19 protein-coding genes are annotated in these 22,813 nt (G+C 72.4%); 16 read left to right on the top strand and 3 right to left on the bottom strand.

Annotated elements, in window-relative coordinates; genetic code table 11:
• Positions 1 to 183: 183 nt before the first annotated feature.
• Positions 184 to 1,485, top strand: coding sequence for a polysaccharide deacetylase family protein (locus ACWCRA_RS16940; RefSeq protein ID WP_351548134.1), 1,302 nt, complete (start codon positions 184 to 186; stop codon positions 1,483 to 1,485).
• Here the strand turns inward: ACWCRA_RS16940 and ACWCRA_RS16935 are convergent.
• A complete protein-coding gene (locus ACWCRA_RS16935) occupies positions 1,463 to 2,458 on the bottom strand; it encodes an ATP-binding protein (protein WP_351548137.1) in 996 nt (331 codons plus the stop codon). The genes ACWCRA_RS16940 and ACWCRA_RS16935 overlap by 23 nt on opposite strands.
• A gap of 101 nt (positions 2,459 to 2,559) precedes the next feature.
• Here ACWCRA_RS16935 and ACWCRA_RS16930 point away from each other — a divergent pair, with 101 nt between their 5' ends.
• Entirely contained in the window at positions 2,560 to 3,408 is an 849-nt protein-coding gene (locus ACWCRA_RS16930; protein ID WP_451067941.1) for an oxidoreductase, read from the top strand.
• 392 nt (positions 3,409 to 3,800) lie between these two features.
• On the opposite strand, the gene ACWCRA_RS16925 is transcribed toward ACWCRA_RS16930, so the two are convergent.
• A complete protein-coding gene (locus tag ACWCRA_RS16925; protein WP_351548141.1) occupies positions 3,801 to 4,697 on the bottom strand; it encodes an HAD family hydrolase in 897 nt (298 codons plus the stop codon).
• A gap of 468 nt (positions 4,698 to 5,165) precedes the next feature.
• Here ACWCRA_RS16925 and ssd point away from each other — a divergent pair, with 468 nt between their 5' ends.
• Genes ssd through ACWCRA_RS16890 form a run of 7 tightly spaced genes read left to right on the top strand, consistent with a single transcriptional unit; the run spans position 5,166 to position 10,013 of the window.
• Positions 5,166 to 6,266, top strand: coding sequence for a septum site-determining protein Ssd (gene ssd, locus ACWCRA_RS16920; protein WP_451067940.1), 1,101 nt, complete (start codon positions 5,166 to 5,168; stop codon positions 6,264 to 6,266).
• Positions 6,263 to 7,411: a TadA family conjugal transfer-associated ATPase gene (locus ACWCRA_RS16915; protein ID WP_451067939.1), complete on the top strand. Its 1,149-nt coding sequence runs from the start codon at positions 6,263 to 6,265 to the stop codon at positions 7,409 to 7,411. The genes ssd and ACWCRA_RS16915 overlap by 4 nt, the downstream gene beginning before the upstream one ends.
• A 20-nt stretch (positions 7,412 to 7,431) precedes the next feature.
• Positions 7,432 to 8,259 (top strand): type II secretion system F family protein, encoded by an 828-nt coding sequence (locus tag ACWCRA_RS16910; RefSeq protein WP_451067968.1) that lies wholly within the window; start codon positions 7,432 to 7,434, stop codon positions 8,257 to 8,259.
• Positions 8,256 to 9,029 carry a type II secretion system F family protein gene (locus ACWCRA_RS16905; RefSeq protein ID WP_451067938.1) on the top strand — a complete coding sequence of 258 codons (774 nt, stop codon included), beginning with the start codon at positions 8,256 to 8,258 and terminating at the stop codon, positions 9,027 to 9,029. Before ACWCRA_RS16910 ends, ACWCRA_RS16905 begins: the two co-directional genes overlap by 4 nt.
• Before the next feature lie 33 nt (positions 9,030 to 9,062).
• Positions 9,063 to 9,269, top strand: coding sequence for a DUF4244 domain-containing protein (locus tag ACWCRA_RS16900; protein ID WP_451067937.1), 207 nt, complete (start codon positions 9,063 to 9,065; stop codon positions 9,267 to 9,269).
• A complete protein-coding gene (locus tag ACWCRA_RS16895) occupies positions 9,256 to 9,648 on the top strand; it encodes a TadE family type IV pilus minor pilin (RefSeq protein WP_451067936.1) in 393 nt (130 codons plus the stop codon). Before ACWCRA_RS16900 ends, ACWCRA_RS16895 begins: the two co-directional genes overlap by 14 nt.
• On the top strand, positions 9,642 to 10,013 hold the full coding sequence (locus tag ACWCRA_RS16890) for an Rv3654c family TadE-like protein (RefSeq protein ID WP_451067935.1): 372 nt from the start codon (positions 9,642 to 9,644) through the stop codon (positions 10,011 to 10,013). The genes ACWCRA_RS16895 and ACWCRA_RS16890 overlap by 7 nt, the downstream gene beginning before the upstream one ends.
• A 583-nt stretch (positions 10,014 to 10,596) precedes the next feature.
• On the opposite strand, the gene ACWCRA_RS16885 is transcribed toward ACWCRA_RS16890, so the two are convergent.
• Positions 10,597 to 13,059: a DEAD/DEAH box helicase gene (locus ACWCRA_RS16885; protein WP_351559742.1), complete on the bottom strand. Its 2,463-nt coding sequence runs from the start codon at positions 13,057 to 13,059 to the stop codon at positions 10,597 to 10,599.
• Positions 13,060 to 13,138: 79 nt separating this feature from the next.
• On the opposite strand from ACWCRA_RS16885, the gene bldG reads away from it, so the two are divergent.
• The 7 genes from bldG to topA all read left to right on the top strand — a co-directional run bounded on the left by bldG (position 13,139) and on the right by topA (position 22,627).
• Positions 13,139 to 13,492, top strand: a complete 354-nt coding sequence (bldG, locus tag ACWCRA_RS16880) for an anti-sigma factor antagonist BldG (RefSeq protein WP_351559740.1) — start codon at positions 13,139 to 13,141, stop codon at positions 13,490 to 13,492.
• A 121-nt stretch (positions 13,493 to 13,613) separates the two neighbouring features.
• The gene (locus ACWCRA_RS16875; RefSeq protein ID WP_351559738.1) at positions 13,614 to 14,051 is read left to right on the top strand and encodes an ATP-binding protein; all 438 of its coding nucleotides are present in this window, start codon (positions 13,614 to 13,616) and stop codon (positions 14,049 to 14,051) included.
• 288 nt (positions 14,052 to 14,339) lie between these two features.
• Positions 14,340 to 16,748, top strand: a complete 2,409-nt coding sequence (locus ACWCRA_RS16870) for a sodium-translocating pyrophosphatase (protein ID WP_351559736.1) — start codon at positions 14,340 to 14,342, stop codon at positions 16,746 to 16,748.
• A gap of 232 nt (positions 16,749 to 16,980) precedes the next feature.
• Positions 16,981 to 17,553 (top strand): small secreted protein, encoded by a 573-nt coding sequence (locus ACWCRA_RS16865; RefSeq protein ID WP_351556815.1) that lies wholly within the window; start codon positions 16,981 to 16,983, stop codon positions 17,551 to 17,553.
• A 70-nt stretch (positions 17,554 to 17,623) separates the two neighbouring features.
• Entirely contained in the window at positions 17,624 to 19,147 is a 1,524-nt protein-coding gene (locus ACWCRA_RS16860) for a DUF7059 domain-containing protein (RefSeq protein WP_451067934.1), read from the top strand.
• Between the two features lie 207 nt (positions 19,148 to 19,354).
• Positions 19,355 to 19,552: a hypothetical protein gene (locus ACWCRA_RS16855; protein ID WP_351556809.1), complete on the top strand. Its 198-nt coding sequence runs from the start codon at positions 19,355 to 19,357 to the stop codon at positions 19,550 to 19,552.
• Between the two features lie 258 nt (positions 19,553 to 19,810).
• A complete protein-coding gene (gene topA, locus ACWCRA_RS16850; protein WP_451067933.1) occupies positions 19,811 to 22,627 on the top strand; it encodes a type I DNA topoisomerase in 2,817 nt (938 codons plus the stop codon).
• Positions 22,628 to 22,813: the final 186 nt, after the last annotated feature.

Raw genomic sequence — 22,813 nt, 5'->3', positions numbered from 1 at the left:
ATCGTAATGCAGAGTAAAGACCTTGGCTAGATTTTCCGGGCAAATGGGGCAGTGTTTCACTCGATTCAGTGATTAGTGCGCTTAATGCGGCTCGTCGAACACCCCCTTTGACCACCCGATGTGACTTTGGCTCCGGCGACGCCAGTCCGAAAAGCACAAAGTCATATGAAAGTGGGTGGGCGGATGAAGGCCGCCGCGAAGAGGGTCGCCGTGGGTGTGGCAGCCACGGCCGTGATCGCAGGACTCGGGGGATGCGCCGACTCCGGCGGGGATGCCCGGGAAGGGGGCGCGCCGGGAGCGAAGAAGGCCGCCCCCGCCCCCAAGGCGGCGCCGAGGCTGATCGGCGACGGCTCCACCGCTTTCACCGGGGCCCAGCCCCGGCAGCTGCGGCCCGAGCGGCTGAAGCCCGGCGAGCGGCCGCCGCAGTTCGTCGTCTACTCCTGGGACGGCGCGGGGGAGGACAGCCAGCGGCTCTTCTCCCACTTCCGCAAGGTGGGCACCAAGTACGGCGCCACCATGACCTACTTCCTCAGCGGCGTCTATCTCCTCCCCGAGGAGAAGTCGTCCCTGTATCTGCCGCCGCAGCACTCCGCCGGGCGATCCGATATCGGATTCAATGATTCCGAGGGAATCCGGAACACCGTCCGCGAACTGCGCGGGGCCTGGCAGGAGGGCAATGAGGTGGGAACCCACTTCAATGGCCACTTCTGCGGTCCGGAGGGCGGAGTGGGCACCTGGTCGGTCGACGAGTGGAAGAGCGAGATCAGCCAGGCCAAGTCCTTTGTGAAGAACTGGAAGTCGAACTCCGGCCTGACGAAGGAGGAGCCCCTGCCCTTCGACTACGACAAGGAACTCGTCGGGGCGCGCACCCCCTGCCTGGAGGGGCGCGCCAACTTCGTCCGCGCGGCGGGCGAACTGGGCTTCCGCTACGACACCAGCGGCGTCAACGACCAGATCTGGCCGGAGAAGGACGAGGGTCTGTGGGACCTCTCGCTCCAGTTGGTCCCGTTCCCCGGCCGCGACTTCGAGACGCTCTCGATGGACTACAACTTCATGGTCAACCAGTCGGGCACGTCCCAGGGCGACCCCGCGTCGCACGAGTACTGGGGCGACCAGATGCGGGACGGTCTCATCCAGGCCTTCGAGCGGGCGTACGACGGCAACCGGGCGCCGCTGATCATCGGCAACCACTTCGAGTCCTGGAACGGCGGCACCTATATGCGCGCCATCGAGGAGTCGATCGCCTCGGTGTGCGTGCGGAAGGACGTGCGCTGCGTCTCCTTCAAGCAGCTCGCCGACTGGCTCGACGCCCAGGACCCGCGGGTGCTGGCGAAGCTGCGCACACTGGAGGTCGGCCAGGCGCCCAAGGACGGCTGGGCGGCCTTCCTCGCCGCCCAGCCCCCGGCCCCGGCCGGTCAGCCGGGGAAGCCCGCCAAGCGGGTCACGGCCGCCTCACCGGTGGTCAGGCCGGCAGCGGGTCATTGACGCCGGCGATCTCCTCACGGAGGACGAAGGAGGGGTCGACCTGCGCCGCCAGGTCGGCCCCTGTCCTCGCGTTTCCCCAGCTCTCCGCGTTCTTCAGATGGAAGTGCACCATCTGGCGGGTGTAGCGCTCCCAGTCGCGCTGCCCGTAGGAGTCCTCGGCCGCGTTCTGGAGGGTCTGGAGCGACATGCGGTTCTCCGCCTCCAGCAGCTCGAAGTGCTGGGGCCGGCCCTTCTCCATCGCCCGCACCCAGTTGGAGTGCCCGATCGTGACCAGCAGGTCCTCACCGACCTCCGTGCGCAGGAACTCCACATCGTCCCGGCCCTGCACCTTGTTCCCGACGACCTTCAGCGCGATGCCGAAGTCCCGCGCGTACTCCTTGTACTGGCGGTAGACGGAGACTCCCTTGAGGGTCGGCTCGGCCACCAGGAAGGTCATGTCGAAGCGGGTGAACATCCCGGACGCGAAGGAGTCCGACCCGGCGGTCATGTCGACCACCACGTACTCGTCGTCCCCGTCGACCAGGTGGTTGAGGCACAGCTCCACCGCGCCGACCTTGGAGTGGTAGCAGGCCACGCCGAGATCCGACTCGGTGAAGGGGCCGGTCGCCATCAGCCGGATGTCCCCGTCGTCGAGGTGGACCGTGCGCGCGCAGGCGTCGTAGACCGGGTTCTCCTCGCGCACCCGCAGCAGCCGGGAGCCCGTACCCGGGGGCGTTGTCTTGATCATGGTCTCGGCGGACGCGATCCGGGGGTTGGAACCCCGCAGATACTCCTTGATCAGCGGAAGCTGGGAGCCCATCGCGGGCAGCGCGGCGGCCTGCTCCTCGTCGAGACCGAGCGCGGTCCCCAGGTGCTGGTTGATGTCTGCGTCGACCGCGACAACCGATGCCTCGTTGGCGGCCAGATGACGGATGAAGAGCGAGGACAGCGTGGTCTTGCCGCTGCCGCCCTTCCCTACGAAAGCGATCTTCATGTTCACCTAGGGTAGTGGTTCGATCGCCCGGTGTGGACGCATAGGCGGAAGAAAGACCTCCGCGGTGGGGCGCGCGGGGGCGGCGCGTAGCCTCGCTGACCATGAGCGCGAATACGTCGTCCTCCTCATCGGTTCCGTCGTCCGACCCGCTGGCCGTTCTCGGCTCGCTGCCGGGAGTGGCCGGCTCCGTCGACGCGGTGCGCGCGGCGGTCGACCGGGTCTACGGGCACCGGGTGATGCGTCGGCGGAGCAACGAGATCACCGCGGAAGCGGCCCTGCGCGGGGCCCGGGGGTCCGCCGCGCTGTCCGGCGCGGACTGGGCGCTGGAGGAGGTCCGCAGAAGGACCGACTTCAGCGGCGAGCCCGAGTCCCGGACGGTCGGGGCGGCGCTGCGGCTGACCGCCGAGTCCGGTCAACTGCTCTCCGTCTGGCGGCAGTCACCGCTGCGGGTGCTGGCCAGACTGCATCTGCTCGCGGCGGGCGGGTCCGGCGACGACGAGAGCGCGGGCCGGCCTCGGCTGGCGGGTGAGCCGGTCGACGAGCCGCTGATCGAGGCCCCGCTTCCCGGCGCGGCGGAGGTGAGCGGCCGGCTGGACGGCCTGGCCGGGCTGATCCTCGCGGGCAGCTCCGCCCCGGCGCTGGTGCTGGCCGCCGTGGTCCACGGCGAACTGCTGGCCCTGCGCCCCTTCGGCTCGCACAACGGACTGGTGGCGCGGGCCGCCGAACGGGTGGTCCTGATCGGCAGCGGACTCGACCCGAAGTCGATCTGCCCGGCCGAGGTCGGCCACGCGGAGCAGGGGCGGGCGGCGTATGCGGCGGCTCTCGACGGATATCTGACCGGGACGCCGGAGGGCGTGGCGGGCTGGATCGCGCACTGCGGGCGCGCGGTGCAGCTGGGTGCCCGGGAGTCGACGGCGGTCTGCGAGGCGCTTCAGCGCGGCGCGGCCTGAGGTGAACCGGTCCGGACCCCGGCCGCCGGAGCCGGACGGGGGCTCCGGGAGGGATCGTGGCCGTGCTCCCGGGCCGGCCCGGGAGCCCTCCGGACAGGGTTGCGGCGGTACCGATCGCGGTACCGCCGCTGGCATGTGGGCCGGGTTACCAAGCGTCCTCGATGTGCTGCGCCCATCAGGCCGGAAACTTCTGTCCGTTTACCTGGTGCGGCTGGCCCGTATTCGACGGGTCGACGTCGCGTGGGTGCCCGGCTTCCATGCATCGGTCCGTGGGGCCTTACTGCGTGATAGGTGATCCTCTCGGATGTCCTTGGTCTCGCGGGCCGTTGACTCCTTTGTACTCCAGCGCCCGGAGAAGCGGAACCCTTTACCGCACTTCTTTACTTTCAGGTTCAAATACGGGCGAATCGGTTGGCGAGATCATCCAGGGCCGAGGCGGCCGTCCGGGCCGCCGCGCCGCGCCGGCGGCTGGCGTACCAGACCAGCCCGGCGGTGGCCGCAGCCGCGCCCACGGCCGCGGCTGCCACCAGGGCCGGCCGGGGAGGCATGGCGAAGGCGGGCAGCCGCTGCTTCAGCCGCACCGGGCGGTTGAAGACGAGAATCGGCCACTCCCGGGCGCTCGCCTCGCGGCGCAGCGCCCGGTCCGGATTCACCGCGTACGGATGGCCCACGGATTCCAGCATCGGCACATCGGTGGCGGAGTCGCTGTAGGCATAACAGCGGGAGAGGTCGTATCCCTCGGACTCGGCCAGTTCCCTGATGGCCTCCGCTTTGGTCGGTCCGTACGCGTAGTACTCCACTTCGCCGGTGAAGCAGCCGTCATCACCCACCACCATGCGGGTGGCGACCACCCGGTCGGCGCCGAGCAGCTCGCCGATGGGCTCGACGACCTCGGCTCCCGAGGTGGAGACAATGACCACATCGCGGCCCGCGGTGTGGTGCTCCTCGATGAGCGAGGCGGCCTCGTCGTAAATGATCGGGTCGATCAGATCGTGCAGGGTCTCGGCGACGAGCTCCTTCACCTGCTGGACGTTCCAGCCCTTGCAGAGGGCGGAGAGGTACTCCCGCATCCGCTCCATCTGGTCGTGGTCGGCACCGCCCGCGAGAAAAACGAACTGCACATAGGCGGTGCGCAGTACGGCCCGCCGGTTGATCAGGCCGCCTTGGTAGAAGGACTTGCTGAAGGTCAGCGTCGATGACTTCGCAATGACCGTCTTGTCCAGGTCAAAGAACGCGGCTGCGCGAGGCAAGGAGTGGTTTTCCACGAGCAGAGCATAGGTGCCCGCCATTCGGCGTAGCCTCCGGGCGTGTGGGTTTGCCTGAGAAGGCTCTCGGGTACACCATGGAAGTCACGGATCGTTCGCGACCGTGCTAACCCGGTCCGGCTCCTCCCCCCCCCGAGCCGGCCGGAGAGACGACCCCCGCTCTCCCCCCCGGCGGGGGTCGTCGCATGTCCGGATGCGTTTCACTGCTCCGTACGAGATCCACTTCGGCCCCTCCCCGCTTCTGGCGCCCTGGTCGGCACCGCTCTTCCCTCACTCTGCATCGTCACTGTGCGTAGCGGAAGAGGTGCGGCTGGGAGTCACCGGTATGGGCTACCGGGATATTCACAGGCGGCCGGTTGTCCACAGTTTTTCGGCAAGATCCACACCATTTTCGAGTGCATCGCACCGTGATTCCGGCCGCGCAGTTCGCGGGGCCCGGGAATCAGGGATCTCGTTTCGCGGCGGGATCGCGGTAAGCAGGGGGTGGAGATCGTGGCTGGAACCATCACATCGAAGGGGGCGCCGCCCGCGGAGGAGCGGCGGGCGGGGCCTCTGATCGTCACCGAGGATCTGGATCTGCTGGACGATCTGCTGCGGCTGTGCGCCGCCGCCGGGGTCGAGCCGGAAGTCCACCACGCGGTGCCGGAGTCCCGGGGGAGCTGGGAGGCCGCCCCGCTGGTGCTCGTCGGGGACGATGCCGCCGCCCGCTGCCGGGGAGCCGCCCGCCGAAGCGGTGTGCTGCTCGTCGGCCGGGACCGGGACGACCCGGATGTCTGGCGGCTCGCCGTGGAAATCGGGGCCGACACCGTGCTGCGGCTGCCCGAGGCGGAGCCCTGGCTGGTCGACCGGATCGCCGACGCGGCGGAGGGCGCGGGAGAGAGCGCGCTCACGGTCGCGGTGATCGGGGGCCGGGGCGGGGCCGGGGCCTCCACCCTGGCCTGCGCGCTCGCGGTGACGGCCGCGCGCGGCGGCCGGCGCACCATGCTGGTCGACGCCGATCCGCTCGGCGGAGGCATCGACGTCCTGCTCGGCGGGGAGCACGCCGAGGGCAGGAGATGGCCGGATTTCGCCGCTTCCAAGGGGCGGGTGGCGGGCGGCGCCCTGGAGGAGTCGCTGCCCGAACTGCATCAGTTGCGGGTGCTGAGCTGGGACCGGGGCGACGCGGTGGTGGTACCGCCCGAGGCGATGCGCTCGGTGCTGGCGGCGGCCCGCAGGCGGGGCGGGGTGGTCGTGGTCGATCTGCCGCGCCGGGTGGACGACGCGGTGGCGGAGGCGCTGGCCCAGACCGACCTCGGGCTGCTGGTGGTGCCGGGCGAGCTGAGGGCGGTCGCCGCGGCCGGCCGGGTGGCCGCGGCGGCGAGCCCGGTGGTGCGGGATCTGCGGGTGGTGGCGCGCGGCCCGTACACCTCGGGTCTCGACGACGGCTGGGTCGCCGCCTCGCTCGGCCTGCCGCTCGTCGGCGAACTGCCCTGGGAGCCCCAGTTGACCGCCGCCCTCGGGGAGGGGCGCCCGCCCGGCGCGGGCGCGGGCCCGCTGGCGAGGTTCTGCACCGCCTTCTGGGACCGGGCCCTGGCCGAGGGAGCCGGGTCGTGAGCGCCGGTCTGCTGGACGCCGTGCGGCAGCGGCTCGCGGAGAGCGGCGCCGAGCCCACTCCGGCGCGGGTCGCCGCGGCCCTCCGCGCGCAGGGCCGGCTGCTGGGCGACGCCGAGGTCCTCGGCGGCACCGAACGGCTCCGGTGCGAACTGGTGGGGACCGGGCCGCTGGAGCCGCTGCTCGCCGACCCGGAGGTCACGGATGTGCTGGTCTCCGCGCCCGACCGGGTGTGGGTGGACCGGGGGCACGGCCTGGAGTCCACAGGGGTGCGCTTCGCGGACGCGGCGGCGGTGCGCAGGCTGGCCCAGCGGCTCGCCGCGGTGGCCGGACGGCGGCTCGACGACGCCCGGCCCTGGGTGGACGCCCGGCTGCCCGACGGGACCCGGATGCACGCCGTCGTCCCTCCGGTGGCCGTCGGCTCCACCTGTCTGTCGCTGCGGGTGGTGCGCCCCCGGGCGTTCTCGATGGCGGAGCTGGTGGCGGCGGGCACGGTGCCGCCGGGAGGGGACCGGGTGCTGCGGGCCCTGGTGGACGCCCGGCTGTCGTATCTGATCAGCGGTGGCACGGGAAGCGGGAAGACCACCCTGCTCGCAGCGCTGCTCGGGCTCGTCGGCGAGCGGGAGCGGATCGTGCTCGCGGAGGACTCGGCGGAGCTGCGCCCCGGGCATCCCCATGTGGTGCGGCTGGAGTCGCGGCCGGCGAACCAGGAGGGCGCGGGCCGGGTCACCCTGCGGGACCTGGTGCGCCAGGCGCTGCGGATGCGGCCGGACCGGCTGGTCGTCGGGGAGGTCCGGGGCGCGGAGGTCACCGAGTTGCTGGCGGCTCTCAACACCGGCCACGAAGGGGGCTCGGGCACGGTCCACGCCAACGCGGCGGCGGATGTCCCGGCGCGGCTGGAGGCGCTCGGGACGGCCGCGGGTCTGGACCGGGCCGCGCTCCACAGCCAGCTGGCGGCGGCCCTCTCGGTCGTGATCCATCTCGCGCGGGACCGGGACGGCCGGCGGCGGCTCGCCGAGGTGCACGTCCTGGAGCGGGACGCGGCGGGGCTGGTGCGCACGGTGCCGGCGCTGCGGTGGGGCGCGGAGGCGTTCATCCGTGAGCGGGGCTGGGAGCGGCTGCGGCGGCTGGCGGGAGGTGCGCTGTGATCGCGGCGGATTCGCCGCACATGGCGGTGGTGTGCGCGGGAGCCGCGGCCCTGCTGGTGGCCGGCCGGGACCGGGGCGCGGCGCGGGCGCGGCTGCTGCTGGCGGGCGGCGGCACGGTGCGGCAGGCCCCCTGGTGGGCCCCGGAGAGGCTGCGGCCGGCCGCGCGGCTGCGGCGGGAGTGGCTGTGCCTGCCGGTGGCGCTGGTCCTCGCGGGTCTCGCGGAGTCGGTGCTGCCACTGATCGCCGGGGCCGGGGCGGTGCCGCTGGTGCGGCGCCGCCTCCGGGCCGGGGAGCGGCGGCGGGAGCGCGAGCGGCGGGCCCAGGCGGTCATCGCGCTGTGCGGCGCGGTCGCCGGTGAGCTGAGGGCGGGGCTCCAGCCGGGGCCGGCGCTGGTGTCCGCCGCCGGGGCCACCGGTGGCCTGGGCGGGGCGCGCACGGCGGTGACGGCGGCGGCCCGGTTCGGCGGCGATGTGCCGCGGGCGCTGCGGGAGGCGGCCGGGGAACCGGGCGCCGCCGGGCTGGCGGGGGTGGCGGCCTGCTGGCGGGTGGCCGTGGAGAGCGGCGCGGGTCTGGCGGCGGGGCTCGACCGGCTGGAGGCCGCGCTGCGGGCGGAGCGGGACCAGCGGGATGAGCTGAGGGCCCAGTTGGCGGGCGCGCGGTCCACCGTCGGGCTGCTGGCCCTGCTCCCCGTGGCCGCGCTGGCGATCGGGTGGGCCCTGGGGGCCGACCCGCTGAGGGTGCTGTTCCACACCCCCGAGGGCCTGGTGTGCCTGCTGGCCGGAGCCGTGCTGGAGGCGGCGGGGCTGTGCTGGGCCGCGCGGATCGTGCGCGGCGGGGAGGAACGGTGACGGGGGAGGCGGTCCGAGGGCCGGCGGTGGTGGTCGCGCTGCTCGCCGCGCTGGTCTGCCTGGTGCTCGTGGCAGCCGCTTACCGGGGCGGGCGCAGGGCGCGCGGGCGGGGCGAGGCGCTGCTCGGGCCGGTGCGGGCGGGCCGTCGGCGCCGGTGGCCGGCGGCCGGGGTGTGGGCCCGGGGGTGGGGTGCGCCGCTGGGTGTGGTGATCGTCTGCTGGGTCCTGGTCGAGGGGGTGCCCGGCCTGGCGGTGGGGCTCGCCGCGGGCTGGGGGACATGGCGCCGTCGGCGGGCCCGGTCGGCGGGGGCCGGTGAGTCCGGCCCGCCGGTGGAGCCCGGTCTGCCGCTGGCGGCCGATCTGCTGGCGGCCTGTGTCTCGGCCGGGGCGGCGCCGCGCGAGGCGGCCGAGGCGGTCGGTGAGGCCCTGGGCGGCCCGGCGGGGGAGCGGCTGACCCAGGTGGCGGCCGAGCTGCGGCTCGGCGGTGAACCGGCGCGGGCCTGGGGCTCCTTCGGTCTGCTCCCCGGTGCGGCGGAGCTGGCCCGCGCCCTGGAGCGGGCCGACTCCACGGGCGCCCCGGCCGCGAGGCCGGTGGCCCGGCTGGCGGAGCGGCTGCGTGCGGACCGGGCCCGTGCGGCCACGGCCCGGGGGCGCAGGGCACAGGTGCTGATCACCGCGCCGGTGGGGCTGTGCTTTCTGCCCGCGTTCCTGGCGGTTGGGGTGGCGCCGGTGCTGATCGGTCTCGCGCGAGGGCTGTTGAACGGTGGTTGAACGGTGACTGACAAGAACTCTCAGGAGGCTGACATGGGGAATCCGGTGCGGGCGCGGGTGCGGGCGCGGCTGTCGCGGGTGCGGCGGGGCGGGGACGCGGGCATGGCGACGTCCGAGTACGCGATGGCGACGCTGGCCGCGTGCGCCTTCGCGGCGGTGCTGTACAAGATCGTGACCAGTGGGGCGGTCGCGGGCGCGCTGGAGTCGCTGGTCGGAAGGGCGCTCGATGCGCAGTTCTGACGCCCGGGCGCCCGTGCGGGCCGTTCTGGCCGTTCGGGGCCGTCGGAGTGACCGGGGTTCGGTCACCGCGGAGGCGGCGGTGGCGCTGCCCGCGCTGGTGGTGTTCACACTGGCGCTGGTGTGGGCGCTGATGGCGGCCGCGGCCCAGATCCAGTGTGTGGACGCGGCCCGGGCCGGGGCCCGGGCGGCGGCCAGATCCGAATCCCGTGACGTGGTCGTCGCCGCCGCCCGCTCGGCCGCGCCGCCCGGTGCCGAGGTGGCGCTGCGGCGCGCGGGTGACCTCTGGCGGGTCCGGGTGGCGGCACCGGCCCCCGGGCCGGGGGCGCTCTCCCCGACCCTGAGCGCCGAGGCGGCGGCGTTCGCGGAGGACGCGTGGTGACCGGGCGGGCCCCCGGGTCCGATGAGGGCTCGGCGACCGTGTGGGTGGTGGTGGGGGTGGCGGCGCTCTGCGCGGTGTTCGCCGTGGTGCTGGCCCTCGGCCAGGCGGTGGCGACCCGTCACCGGGCGGGGGCGTCGGCGGACCTCGCGGCGCTGGCCGCGGCTGATCATGCTCTGCCGGGCCGGGATGTCGCTTGCGCGAAGGCGGGGGAGGTGGCGCGGGCTCAGGGGGCGGAGGTGGTGAGGTGTGTGCTGGTGGGGGAGATCGCCGAGGTGACCGCTCGGGTCCGGTTCGGCCCCTACGCCCCGGAGGTTCGCTCCCGGGCGGGCCCGCCCATGGCGGCCCTGGTCACGGTCGGGCGCTGAGGGGGTGTTCCGGGCCCTCGCGGCCGGGGCCGGCGCCCTGGGGCGCCGAGGGCAGTGGGGATGCTTCCGGAGCCTCTTGGGGGCCGAGGACGGCCCCGTGCGCGGACAGGGGCCCGGGCGGTCCCAGCCGCCCCCGGGGGAGTTCGAGGACGGACCCTGTGCCACAAGGTCCCGCACGGTGCGGGCCACGGTCGGGGGCCAGCCCCCGAACCCCCGCTCCTCAAACGGCGGAGGGGCTGGATTTCGTGCCTCGGCCCGGTGGGAGGGGCTGGAAGTCGTGGGCCCCAAACTCTGGCAGGGCTGGGTGGGCGCTCCTCAAACGGCGGAGGGGCTGGATTTCGAGCCTTGGCCCGATCGGAGGCGCTGGAACTGAGCCTCGGCCCGAACGGAGGGGCTGGATGAGCGCGCTTCGAACTCCGGGGGCTGGAAGTGGTGCCTCGGCCCTGCCGGCGGGGCCGGCCGGGTGGGCGTGCCCTAAACAGTGCTGTGCCTCAAATCCCGGCGGGGCCGGGTGGGCGTGCCACGAATTCCGACGGCCTGGGAGTGAGGCCCGGTTTGCTCGTCGGTCGTCGGTCGTCGGTCGTCAGTCGTCAGTCGTTGGTGGGGGAGGGCGGAGGAGTTCGGTGAGGAGGCGTACGGCGGCTCTTTTGTGGAGGGGCTCGTTGCCGTTGCCGCACTTCGGGGACTGGATGCAGGAGGGGCAGCCCGCCTCGCACTCGCAGGCGGCGATCGCCTCACGGGTCGCGGTGAGCCACTCGTGGGCCGTGTGGAAGGCCCGCTCGGCGAAGCCCGCCCCGCCGGGGTGGCCGTCGTAGACGAAGACCGTGGGGAGCAGCGTGTCCGGGTGGAGCGGCACCGAGACCCCGCCGATGTCCCAGCGGTCGCAGGTGGCGAAGAGCGGGAGCATCCCGATGGAGGCGTGCTCCGCGGCGTGCAGGGCCCCGGCCAGCTGCTCCGGGTTCACCCGGGCGGCGTCCAGCTGACCCTCGGTGACCGTCCACCACACGGCCCGGGTGCGCAGGGTGCGCGGCGGGAGGTCGAGCCGGGTCTCGCCGAGCACCTCCCCGGTGATCAGCTTGCGGCGCAGGAAGGAGACGACCTGATGGGTGACCTCGACGGAGCCGTAGCAGAGCCTCCCCTCGCCCCAGGGGATCTCGGTGTCGGTCTCCAGGACGGAGACGGAGGTCTGGTCGCGCGCGGTGGTGGAGTACGGCGGCGCCGCCTCCTCCACGAGCGCCGCCGAGTCCTCCAGGTCCAGCCGCCGGACCAGATAGGTGCGGCCCTGATGGAGGTGGACGGCCCCCTCGTGGACGCTGGTGTGCGCGGCGGACTCGTCGACCGTGCCCAGCAGCCGCCCGGTGCCGGCCTCCACGATCTGCACCGGGCGCCCGCCCCCGCCCCGGATGTCGGTGAGGTCGGCGGCCCGCTCCCGCCGGGTCCAGTGCCAGCCGGAGGTCCGCCGGCGCAGCAGCCCCGCGGCCTCCAGCTGGGGCATGAGACCGGGTGCCGCCGGGCCGAACAGCCCCAGACCCTCCTCGGTCAGCGGCAGCTCCGCCGCCGCCGCGCACAGGTGCGGGGCGAGCACATAGGGGTTGTCCGGGTCGAGGACGGTGGACTCCACCGGCTGCCGGAACAGCGCCTCGGGGTGGTGGACGAGGAAGGTGTCCAGCGGATCGTCCCGGGCGACGAGCACCGCCAGGGCGCCCTGGCCGGAGCGCCCGGCCCGGCCCGCCTGCTGCCAGAGCGAGGCCCGTGTCCCGGGGTAGCCGGAGATCAGGACCGCGTCGAGTCCGGCGACGTCCACGCCCAGCTCCAGGGCGGTGGTGGCGGCGAGCCCCAGCAGCTCGCCCGAGTGCAGGGCCCGCTCCAGCGCCCGGCGCTCCTCCGGCAGATATCCGCCCCGGTAGGCGGCCACCCGCCCCGGCAGCGCGCGGTCGACCTCCGCGAGGCGCTCCTTGGCGATCAGGGAGATCAGCTCGGCGCCTCTGCGGGAGCGGACGAAGGCCACCGTGCGCACGCCCTGCACGGTCAGATCGGTGAGGAGGTCGGCGGTCTCGGCGGTGGCGGTGCGGCGCACGGGGGCGCCCTTCTCGCCGTGCAGCTCGGTGAGCGGCGGCTCCCAGAGGGCGAAGACCAGCTCCCCGCGCGGCGAGGCGTCGTCGGAGACCTCCCGTACCGGCAGCCCGGTGAGCCGCCCGGCGGCCACGGACGGTTCCGCCGCGGTGGCGGAGGCCAGCAGGAAGACGGGGTTCGCACCGTAGCGGGCGCATATCCGGCGGAGCCGGCGCAGGACCTGGGCGACATGGGAGCCGAAGACACCCCGGTAGGTGTGGCACTCGTCGACGACGACATAGCGCAGCGCACGCAGAAAGGAGGACCAGCGGGGATGGGAGGGCAGGATGCCCCGGTGCAGCATGTCCGGGTTGGTCAGGACATAGGTGGCGTACTGCCGGACCCACTCCCGCTCCTCGACCGGGGTGTCCCCGTCGTAGACCGCCGGGCGGACCCGGTTGCCCAGCGGCGCGGCGAGCTCCTTCACCGCGCGGCACTGGTCGGCGGCGAGCGCCTTGGTGGGGCCGAGGTACAGGGCGGTCGCGCCGCGCCCGTTCGGCGCGTCGGACCCGTCCAGCAGGGTGCTGAGCACGGGCGCGAGATAGGCGAGCGACTTGCCGGAGGCTGTGCCGGTGGCGATGACGACCGATTCGCCGTCGAGGGCGTGCTCGGCGGCGTCCGCCTGGTGGGTCCAGGGGTGCTCGACACCCGCCAGTCGAATGGCGTTGATCACTTCTGGGCGGATGCGGTCGGGCCAGACGGCATGGCGGCCCGGCCTGGGGGGCAAGTGCTCCGTATGAGTGATGCGCGCGGCCCGGCCCGCCCCCGCGGCGAGCCGGTCCAGGACCGTACCGGGGGCAGGGCGGGTTTCCCCGCTCTCGGCGGGTCGTCTGGGACGGAGTTTCTTGGCCATCGGCACCGAGTGTGTCACTGGTGTGACGGACAATGGTCCCAAGGCGTCGTGCATGGCTGCTGGTAAGTGATTGAATGCCATCGCGGCTGGCGACCGTCCCCCGGCTCCGCCGGGGAGACCTCAGGGGGCGGGCGCTCGATAGCAAGGTGCTGGAGGATCCGTGGACCTGTCCCTGTCGACTCGCAATGTGTCCGGCCCAGTCGGCGACCGTACGGTCGTCGAGGTCGGTGGCGAGATTGATGTTTATACCGCGCCCAAGCTGCGCGAGCAGTTGGTCGAGTTGGTGAACGACGGCAGCTACCACCTGGTCGTCGACATGGAGGGTGTGGACTTCCTCGACTCGACCGGGCTCGGTGTGCTGGTGGGCGGCCTGAAGCGCGTACGCGCGCATGAGGGCTCACTGCGCCTGGTCTGCAACCAGGAGCGCATTCTCAAGATTTTCCGGATCACGGGCCTGACCAAGGTGTTCCCGATCCACACCACGGTAGAGGAAGCCGTCGCGGCCACCGACTGAGACCGGCCGCAGTCGCCGGAGGAAGAGAGGGGCACCGGGCATCCAGCCCGGGCCTCCCCGATGCACGCCCGTACGTCTGCACGCCGTACGTCTGCACGCCCGTACGTCCGAGGGGGATCGCATGGCCACCGTCGAGCTTCGCTTCAGTGCCCAGCCCGAGCACGTCAGGACCGCCAGGTTGGTGGCCGCTGCCGTGGCGCGCCGGGCCGGGGTCGACGAGGCCGTCCTCGACGAGGTCCGGCTCGCGGTGGGCGAGGCATGCAGCCGTGCCGTCGGGCTGCACCGCGGCCATGGGATCACCGCTCCCGTACGGGTGGTTCTGAACGACGAGGACAAGACCTTCGCCATCGAGGTCGGGGACGAGGTCCCCGCTCCGGGGGCCGACGGCCGGCCCGCCTCCGGTTCGCGCGGCGCGGCCGAGGACGAACCGGAGGGCGAGGACGAGATGGGCCTCGCCGTGATCAGAGGTCTTGTCGACGATCTGGAGGTCAGTTCCACCGACGAGGGCGGAGTGATCAGGATGAGCTGGCCGACGACACCGGTCTCCGTGCTCCCCTGACGGCTCCGCCGCCCCGGGGAAGCGCCCCGGTGTTCTCATAGTCTCAAAGTTGCGGAAGAGGCCCTGCTGAGCAGGGCCTCTTTTCTTTTCGGTAGATCGTTTATCGAGATCATCGATCAAGCGTCAATGCTTTCGCCCCATTACCGCTTTCGGGGGCAGTTTCCGGAGCCGATCATTTGCTGAGTAGCAACTGAAGGTCAATTCCATTTACCGCGCACTGTTTTGATCCGGTTCCGCTCCCTACAATCCGTCCACATCTTGAGCTCTGAACGACGTCAAGGAGGACGAATGGCGGGGCTCCTCAGCTCGCAACAAAATGATCACCCCACTTCTCTCGCGGCTGCGGTACTCACGGATGACAATCGGCTGATCGTGATTGTCATCGCCGTGGTGGCCCTGGCGGCGCTGGTCGTGGCCCAGGTGCTGGTGCGCCAGGTGCTGGCCGCCGGCGAGGGCACCGATTCCATGAAGAAGATCGCGGCGGCGGTCCAGGAAGGCGCGAATGCCTATCTGGCCCGACAGTTGCGCACCCTGGGCATCTTCGCTGTCGTGGTCTTCTTCCTGCTGCTGCTTCTCCCGGCCGACGACTGGTCCCAGCGTGCCGGCCGTTCCGTGTTCTTCCTGGTGGGCGCGGTCTTCTCGGCCGCCACCGGATACATCGGGATGCGGCTCGCCGTCCGGGCGAATGTGCGCGTGGCGGCGGCCGCGCGGGAAGCGACACCCGCGGAAGGAGAACCGCAAAAGGATCTGACCGCCGTCGCGCACAAGGCGATGAAGATCGCATTCCGTACGGGCGGTGTCGTCGGGATGTTCACCGTGGGCCTCGGCCTGCTCGGCGCGTCCTGTGTCGTCCTGGTCTACGCGGCCGACGCGCCCAAGGTGCTGGAGGGCTTCGGCCTGGGCGCCGCGCTCATCGCCATGTTCATGAGGGTCGGCGGCGGCATCTTCACCAAGGCCGCCGATGTCGGCGCCGACCTGGTCGGCAAGGTCGAACAGGGCATCCCCGAGGACGACCCGCGCAACGCCGCCACCATCGCCGACAACGTGGGCGACAACGTCGGCGACTGCGCGGGCATGGCCGCCGACCTCTTCGAGTCGTACGCCGTGACGCTGGTCGCGGCCCTCATCCTCGGCAAGGCGGCCTTCGGTGACGCCGGACTCGCCTTCCCGCTGATCGTCCCGGCGATCGGCGTGGTCACCGCGATGATCGGCATCTTCGCGGTCGCCCCGCGGCGCGCCGACCGCAGCGGAATGACCGCCATCAACCGCGGATTCTTCATCTCCGCGCTGATCTCGCTCGTCCTGGTCGCCACGGCGGTCTATCTCTATCTCCCGTCCACCTACGCCGACCTGGAGGGCGTCACCGAGGCCGCCATCAGCGGCCACGCCGGGGACCCGAGGGTCCTCGCCCTGGTCGCCGTCGCCATCGGCATCGTCCTCGCGGCCCTGATCCAGCAGCTCACGGGCTACTTCACCGAGACCAGCCGACGCCCCGTCAAGGACATCGGCAAGTCCTCGCTGACCGGCCCCGCCACCGTCATCCTCGCCGGAATCTCCATCGGCCTGGAGTCCGCCGTCTACACCGCGCTGCTGATCGGTCTCAGCGTGTACGGGGCGTTCCTGCTCGGCGGTACGTCGATCATGCTCGCGCTCTTCGCGGTGGCGCTGGCCGGCACCGGGCTGCTCACCACCGTCGGTGTCATCGTCGCCATGGACACCTTCGGACCCGTCTCCGACAACGCGCAGGGCATCGCCGAGATGTCCGGCGACGTCCAGGGCGCGGGCGCCCAGGTCCTCACCGACCTGGACGCCGTCGGCAACACCACCAAGGCCATCACCAAGGGCATCGCCATCGCCACCGCCGTCCTGGCGGCAGCCGCGCTCTTCGGCTCGTACCGCGACGCGATCGCGAGCGCCGCCGCCGACGTCGGCGAGAAGGTCGGCGACGGCGCGCCCATGAACCTGGTCATGGACATCTCCCAGCCCAACAACCTCGTCGGCCTGATCCTCGGCGCGGCGGTCGTCTTCCTCTTCTCGGGGCTGGCGATCAACGCGGTCTCCCGCTCGGCGGGGGCCGTGGTCTACGAGGTGCGGCGGCAGTTCCGCGAGCACCCCGGGATCATGGACTACACCGAGAAGCCCGAGTACGGGCGGGTGGTGGACATCTGCACCAAGGACGCGCTGCGGGAACTCGCCACCCCGGGCCTGCTCGCGGTGCTGACCCCGATCGCGGTCGGGTTCTCCCTCGGCGTCGGGGCGCTCGGCGCGTTCCTGGCCGGCGCGATCGGCACCGGCACCCTGATGGCCGTCTTCCTCGCCAACTCCGGCGGAGCCTGGGACAACGCCAAGAAACTCGTCGAGGACGGCCACCACGGCGGCAAGGGCAGCGAGGCCCACGCCGCGACCGTCATCGGCGACACCGTGGGCGACCCGTTCAAGGACACGGCGGGCCCCGCCATCAACCCGCTGCTCAAGGTGATGAACCTGGTGGCGCTGCTGATCGCCCCCGCGGTGATCCAGTTCAGCTATGGGGACGACGCCAGCGCCGGGGTACGGGCGGTGGTGGCCGTGCTCTCCATCGCGATCATCGTCGGATCGGTGTACATCTCCAAGCGCCGGGGCATCGCCGTCGGCGACGACGAGCCCAGCGTCGTCGAGCAGGGCGCCAAGTCCCCCGACCCCGCGGTGGTGTCATAACACCGGACCCGTCATCGGAAGGACCCGGGAACGGGCGGGCGGCGCGTGGTGACGCGCCGCCCGCCCGTGGTGTCCGCCCGTGGTGTCCACCCGCCCGCCGGACCGTTCCCGTGAGCCTTCTCTCCCTTGGTGCAAATGGCTTCAAATCCGATGAACCGGGTGGACGGCATGGGGCCGGTGCCCGGCTGACGTGTATGTTCCGGGCCGAGGAGCCTTGGAAGGGACCCATCCGGTGAAGAAGAAGCTTGCGGTCGCACTCTCCGGCGGTGCGGTACTGGTGCTCGCGCTGTCGGGATGCAGCGGCGACGAGGACACATTCACGGTCGACGACTGGGCCAAGAAGTACTGCGACGCCGCCAAGCCGCAGATCAAGAAGGAGGCGGACGCGGAGCAGCTCATCCGCGCGACCGCCTCGGACGGCAAGCCCGGGGACATCCAGACCGCCGACTCCAAGGCATTCCAGGACCTCTCGGACGTCTACAAGGGCTACGCGGCCGCCTTCAGATCGGCCGGCACCACTCCGGCCGAGGGCGGCGAGCAGCTCGTGAAGAACGCCGCCGCCGAGTACGACGCCAACGCCGCCTCGTACCTCGACCTGAAGAAGCAGGTCGACGAGTTGGACGTGGACGACCAGCAGAAGTTCGCGGACGGGCTCCAGCCCGTCGCCGACGGACTCGCGAAGATCGAGCAGAACAAGAACGCGCGGGAGAAGCTCCTGGCGAGCGAGACCGGCAAGGCGATGCTCAAGCAGCCGGGCTGCAAGCCCGTCGCCCAGGGCGCCGCAGCCGCCGACGCGCCCTCCTGAGCCGCCGCCCGGTGCCACGGCGCGGCGGACGCCCGTGGCGGCGGACGGATTGTCAGTGGCGGCGGGGAGAATGGTCCGTGTGAGTACGACCAGCACGGCCCCCGGCCTCCCCTCGCCCACCCACGCCCCCCGGCTGCGTGAGGCGCTGCTCGCCGGCGCCTTCACCGCCGACGGGCTGCTCGACCTGCTCGGCGCCTCCGCGTACGCGGCGCTCGCCCGCAGCGAGACCGTCCCCGCCCTGCGCGCCACCCGGGGCGACACCGTCCTCGACACCCTCGTCCGGCTCTTCCTGCTCCAGCGCCCCGTGGCGGCCGAGCGGGCCCGCGCCGCCCTGCCGCTCCAGGAGTGCCTGGACGACGGCTGGATCGTGCGGGACGGCGCCGGGGTCCGCGCCACCGTGGACATACGGCCGTACGGAGGACCCGGGGGCGAGGACTGGTTCATCGTCTCCGACCTCGGCTGCGCGGTCGGCGGCGCGGGCGGGGCCGACGGCCAGGACGAGCGGGTCGTGCTCGGTGTCGGCGGCGCGTCCACCACGCTCGCCGGCATCACCGTGCGCACGCCGGTGGCCTCCGCGCTCGACCTCGGCACCGGCTCCGGTCTCCAGGCGCTCCACGCCTCCCGGCACGCCACCCGGGTCACCGCGACCGACCTCAACCCGCGCGCGCTCCACTTCACCCGTCTCACCCTCGCGCTCTCCGGCGCCCCCGAGGCCGAGCTGAGCGAGGGCTCGCTCTTCGAGCCGGTCGGATCGCGCCGCTTCGACCTGATCGTCTCCAACCCGCCGTTCGTGATCTCCCCGGGCCCCCGGCTGACCTACCGGGACGGCGGGATGGCCGGCGACGACCTCTGCCGCACACTCGTCTCCCAGGCCGGCGCCCGGCTGAACGACGGGGGCCACGCCCACTTCCTCGCCAACTGGCAGCACGTCGAGGGCGAGGAGTGGCAGGAGCGGCTGCGCTCCTGGGTGCCGCCCGGCTGCGACGCCTGGATCGTCCAGCGCGAGGTCCAGGACATCACGCAGTACGCGGAGCTGTGGCTGCGCGACAGCGGCGACCACCACGGCGACCCCGAGCGGTACCGGCGGCGGTACGAGGAGTGGCTCGACGCCTTCGAGGCGAGCGGCACCAGGGCCGTCGGCTTCGGCTGGATCACCCTGCGCAGAACGGCGGCGGAGCGTCCCTCGATCGTCGTCGAGGAGTGGCCGCACCCCGTGGAGCAGCCGCTCGGCGCCGCGGTGCTCGCCCACTTCGACCGCCAGGACTATCTCCGCACCCACGACGACGCGGCGCTCCTCGCCGACCACTTCACCCTCGCCCCCGAGGTGGTGCAGGAGCAGGTCGGCCTGCCGGGCGAGGAGCACCCCGAGCATGTGGTGCTCCGGCAGAACCGGGGCATGCGCCGGGCCACGGAGGTCGACACCGTGGGCGCCGGCTTCGCCGGGGCGTGCGACGGCACGCTGAGCGCCGGGCGCATTCTCGACGCCATCGCCCAGTTGATCGAGGAGGACCCGGTGCTGCTGCGGGACCGCACCCCGCGGGCGCTCCGGCTGCTGGTGGAGGAGGGGTTCCTGGAACCGGTCCGCACTCCCTAGCCCCCGGCCTCCGGGGCGGGATTCCCGCCGCTTCACGGGGGCAGATCGGCCAATGTTCGGTTTGCGGCCGGTGCGCCCCGCCCCCGCCCGGGTGAACCCACGCGTCGTTCACCCCGATGTCGCGCCCCCGACGCCCAGAGGTGCCAGCCTCGGCCCCGGGGTCGGTCCCCAACCATCCGGGCGTGGGAATCAGGACGGGGTACGGGCATGGAGAGTGGTCCAGCGATCTTCGCGGGAGCGGCGTTCACGCTGTTCGGGGCCGGGCTGCTGCTGTGGACGGCGGTACGGGTCGCCCAGCGCGCGCCCGTGGCCCACGGGGTGGCGGCGGGCCGCGCCGCCGCCTTCACCGGCGGCGCCGGCGTGGTGGCTCTCGCCCTCGGGGTGTGGTGCTTCGGACGGCTCTGAGAAGCGCCGGAGGAAGCGCCCCGCACACTGTCGTGCCGGTCCGGGCGGCAGGAATGCCCGGAGTCGGGTTACCGTTCGAGTGGCCGTTGCGGGCTTTTGCCGTTTGACACAGGGGCGGGTTGTACCGTCACACTCCGCAGCGGCAGGAGCACCACGCACCAGCACCACGCAGCAGCACCGCAGCGCCACAGCAGCGCGCCACCCAGCGCAGACCGCTGTGTCCGCCCACCGAGCGCCGACCCGGAGAGAAGAGCGAAGTTGTCCCCGACCAGCGAGACCGCACAGGGCGGCCGACGCCTCGTGATCGTCGAGTCGCCCGCCAAGGCGAAGACGATCAAGGGTTACCTCGGCCCCGGCTATGTCGTCGAGGCGAGCGTCGGGCACATCCGCGACCTCCCGAACGGCGCGGCCGAAGTTCCCGAGAAGTACACCGGTGAGGTCCGCCGCCTCGGTGTCGACGTCGACCACGACTTCCAGCCGGTCTATGTCGTCAACGCCGACAAGAAGGCTCAGGTCCGGAAGCTCAAGGAGCAGCTCGCCGAATCCGACGAGCTCTACCTCGCCACCGATGAGGACCGCGAGGGCGAGGCCATCGCCTGGCACCTCCTCGAAGTCCTCAAGCCCAAGGTCCCCGTCCACCGGATGGTCTTCCACGAGATCACCAAGGACGCGATCCGCGATGCCGTCGCCAACCCGCGCGAGCTGAACCAGCGCATGGTCGACGCCCAGGAGACCCGCCGCATCCTCGACCGCCTCTACGGCTACGAGGTGTCGCCGGTCCTGTGGAAGAAGGTCATGCCCCGGCTCTCGGCCGGCCGGGTCCAGTCCGTCGCCACCCGTCTGGTCGTCGAGCGGGAGCGGGAGCGCCGGGCGTTCTCCTCCGCCGAGTACTGGGATCTGACCGGCACCTTCTCCACCGGCCGCGCCGGGGACGCCTCCGACCCCTCCTCGCTGCTCGCCCGGCTGAACACCGTCGACGGACAGCGTGTCGCCCAGGGCCGCGACTTCGGCTCCGACGGCCTGCTCAAGCCCGGCCAGACCCGGGTGCTCCACCTGGACGAGGCCGCCGCCCGCGCCCTGGCCGCCGCGCTGGAGAACGTCTCGTTCGCGGTGCGCTCGGTCGAGTCGAAGCCGTACCGCCGCTCCCCGTACGCCCCGTTCCGTACGACGACGCTCCAGCAGGAGGCCTCCCGCAAGCTGGGCTTCGGGGCCAAGGCGACCATGCAGGTGGCGCAGAAGCTGTACGAGAACGGCTTCATCACCTATATGCGTACGGACTCCACCACGCTCTCGGAGACCGCCGTCGCGGCGGCCCGTGCGCAGGTCACCCAGTTGTACGGGGCGAACTACCTGCCCGAGAAGCCGCGGGTGTACGCCGGGAAGGTCAAGAACGCGCAGGAGGCGCACGAGGCGATCCGGCCCTCGGGCGACCGTTTCCGCACCCCCGCCGAGACCGGTCTCAGCGGTGACCAGTTCAAGCTCTACGAGCTGATCTGGAAGCGGACCGTCGCCTCCCAGATGAAGGACGCCACCGGGAACTCGGTCACCGTCCGCATCGGCGGCACGGCCGCCGACGGCCGGGACGTGGAGTTCACCGCCTCCGGCAAGACCATCACCTTCCACGGCTTCATGAAGGCGTACGTCGAGGGCGCCGACGACCCCAACGCCGAGCTGGACGACCGCGAGCGCAGGCTCCCGCAGGTCGCCGAGGGGGACGCGCTCGCCGCCGAGGAGATCTCGGTCGACGGCCACGCCACCAAGCCGCCCGCCCGCTACACCGAGGCGTCCCTGGTCAAGGAGCTGGAGGAGCGCGAGATCGGCCGCCCCTCCACGTACGCCTCGATCATCGGCACCATCCTCGACCGCGGGTACGTCTTCAAGAAGGGGACGGCGCTCGTGCCGTCGTTCCTGAGCTTCGCCGTGGTCAATCTGCTGGAGAAGCACTTCGGCCGGCTGGTGGACTACGACTTCACCGCCAAGATGGAGGACGACCTCGACTGCATCGCCCGGGGCGAGGCCCAGGCGGTGCCGTGGCTGCGGCGCTTCTACTTCGGCGAGGGCGAGGACCGGGGGGCCGCCTCCGGCGCGGGCAATGGCGACGGCGACCACCTCGGCGGTCTGAAGGCGCTGGTCACCGACCTCGGGGCCATCGACGCCCGGGAGATCTCCAGCTTCCCCGTCGGCGACGGGATCGTGCTGCGCGTCGGCCGGTACGGCCCGTACATCGAGCGCGGCGAGAAGGACACCGAGGGCCACCAGCGCGCCGATGTGCCGGAGGACCTGGCGCCCGACGAGCTGACCGTGGCGTACGCGGAGGAGCTGCTGGCCAAGCCGAGCGGCGACTTCGCGCTGGGCACCGACCCGGTCTCCGGGAACGAGATCGTGGCGAAGGACGGCCGGTACGGCCCCTATGTCACCGAGATCCTCCCCGAGGGCACCCCGAAGACGGGGAAGAACGCGGTCAAGCCGCGGACGGCCTCCCTCTTCAAGTCGATGACCCTGGACACGGTCACCCTGGACGACGCGCTGAAGCTGATGTCCCTGCCGAGGGTCGTCGGCGCCGACGCCGAGGGTGTGGAGATCACCGCGCAGAACGGCCGGTACGGCCCGTACCTGAAGAAGGGCACGGACTCGCGCTCGCTGGAGAGCGAGGACCAGCTCTTCACCATCACGCTGGAGCAGGCGCTCGCGATCTACGCCCAGCCCAAGCAGCGCGGCCGGGCCGCCGCCAAGCCGCCGCTGAAGGAGCTGGGCACCGATCCGGTGAGCGACCGTCCCGTGGTCGTCAAGGACGGCCGCTTCGGTCCGTATGTCACCGACGGCGAGACCAACGCGACCCTGCGGACCGGCGACAGCGTGGAGGAGATCACTCCGGAGCGCGGCTATGAGCTGCTCGCGGAGAAGCGGGCGAAGGGCCCCGCCAAGAAGACGGCGAAGAAGGCTCCCGCGAAGAAGGCGACGGCGGCGAAGAAGACCGCCGCGAAGAAGACGACCGCCTCGGCGGCGAAGAAGACGGCCGCGAAGAAGGCTCCGGCGAAGAAGACGGCGTCCTCGGCGAAGGCGTCCGAGGCGTAGGGGCCCCGGGCCCGGGGGCCCGAGGCCCTCGGGGGCTCCGCACCCCCGGGCCCCCGGAGCGCGCGCCCGGACCGGGCGCGCGCCGGGTCTGGGTCTGGGTCTGGGCCTGGGCCTCAAGGGTGGGTGTCCGGTCCGGGGGCTGTGGTCTGCGGGCTCGGCCGCTCGCGCGGGTGCGACGCGGGGCGC

It is taken from the genome of Streptomyces sp. NPDC001889, from assembly GCF_053594535.1.
This window is presented reverse-complemented; position numbering and strand designations above follow the sequence as displayed.

Coding starts and splice junctions, on each gene's coding strand:
- ACWCRA_RS16940 (WP_351548134.1), top strand. CDS start 184: ATGAAGGCCGCCGCGAAGAGGGTCGCCGTGGGTGTGGCAGCCACGGCC.
- ACWCRA_RS16935 (WP_351548137.1), bottom strand. CDS start 2,458: ATGAAGATCGCTTTCGTAGGGAAGGGCGGCAGCGGCAAGACCACGCTG.
- ACWCRA_RS16930 (WP_451067941.1), top strand. CDS start 2,560: ATGAGCGCGAATACGTCGTCCTCCTCATCGGTTCCGTCGTCCGACCCG.
- ACWCRA_RS16925 (WP_351548141.1), bottom strand. CDS start 4,697: ATGGCGGGCACCTATGCTCTGCTCGTGGAAAACCACTCCTTGCCTCGC.
- ACWCRA_RS16910 (WP_451067968.1), top strand. CDS start 7,432: ATGGCGGTGGTGTGCGCGGGAGCCGCGGCCCTGCTGGTGGCCGGCCGG.
- ACWCRA_RS16900 (WP_451067937.1), top strand. CDS start 9,063: ATGGGGAATCCGGTGCGGGCGCGGGTGCGGGCGCGGCTGTCGCGGGTG.
- ACWCRA_RS16895 (WP_451067936.1), top strand. CDS start 9,256: ATGCGCAGTTCTGACGCCCGGGCGCCCGTGCGGGCCGTTCTGGCCGTT.
- ACWCRA_RS16885 (WP_351559742.1), bottom strand. CDS start 13,059: ATGGCATTCAATCACTTACCAGCAGCCATGCACGACGCCTTGGGACCA.
- ACWCRA_RS16875 (WP_351559738.1), top strand. CDS start 13,614: ATGGCCACCGTCGAGCTTCGCTTCAGTGCCCAGCCCGAGCACGTCAGG.
- ACWCRA_RS16870 (WP_351559736.1), top strand. CDS start 14,340: ATGGCGGGGCTCCTCAGCTCGCAACAAAATGATCACCCCACTTCTCTC.
- ACWCRA_RS16860 (WP_451067934.1), top strand. CDS start 17,624: ATGGTCCGTGTGAGTACGACCAGCACGGCCCCCGGCCTCCCCTCGCCC.
- ACWCRA_RS16855 (WP_351556809.1), top strand. CDS start 19,355: ATGGAGAGTGGTCCAGCGATCTTCGCGGGAGCGGCGTTCACGCTGTTC.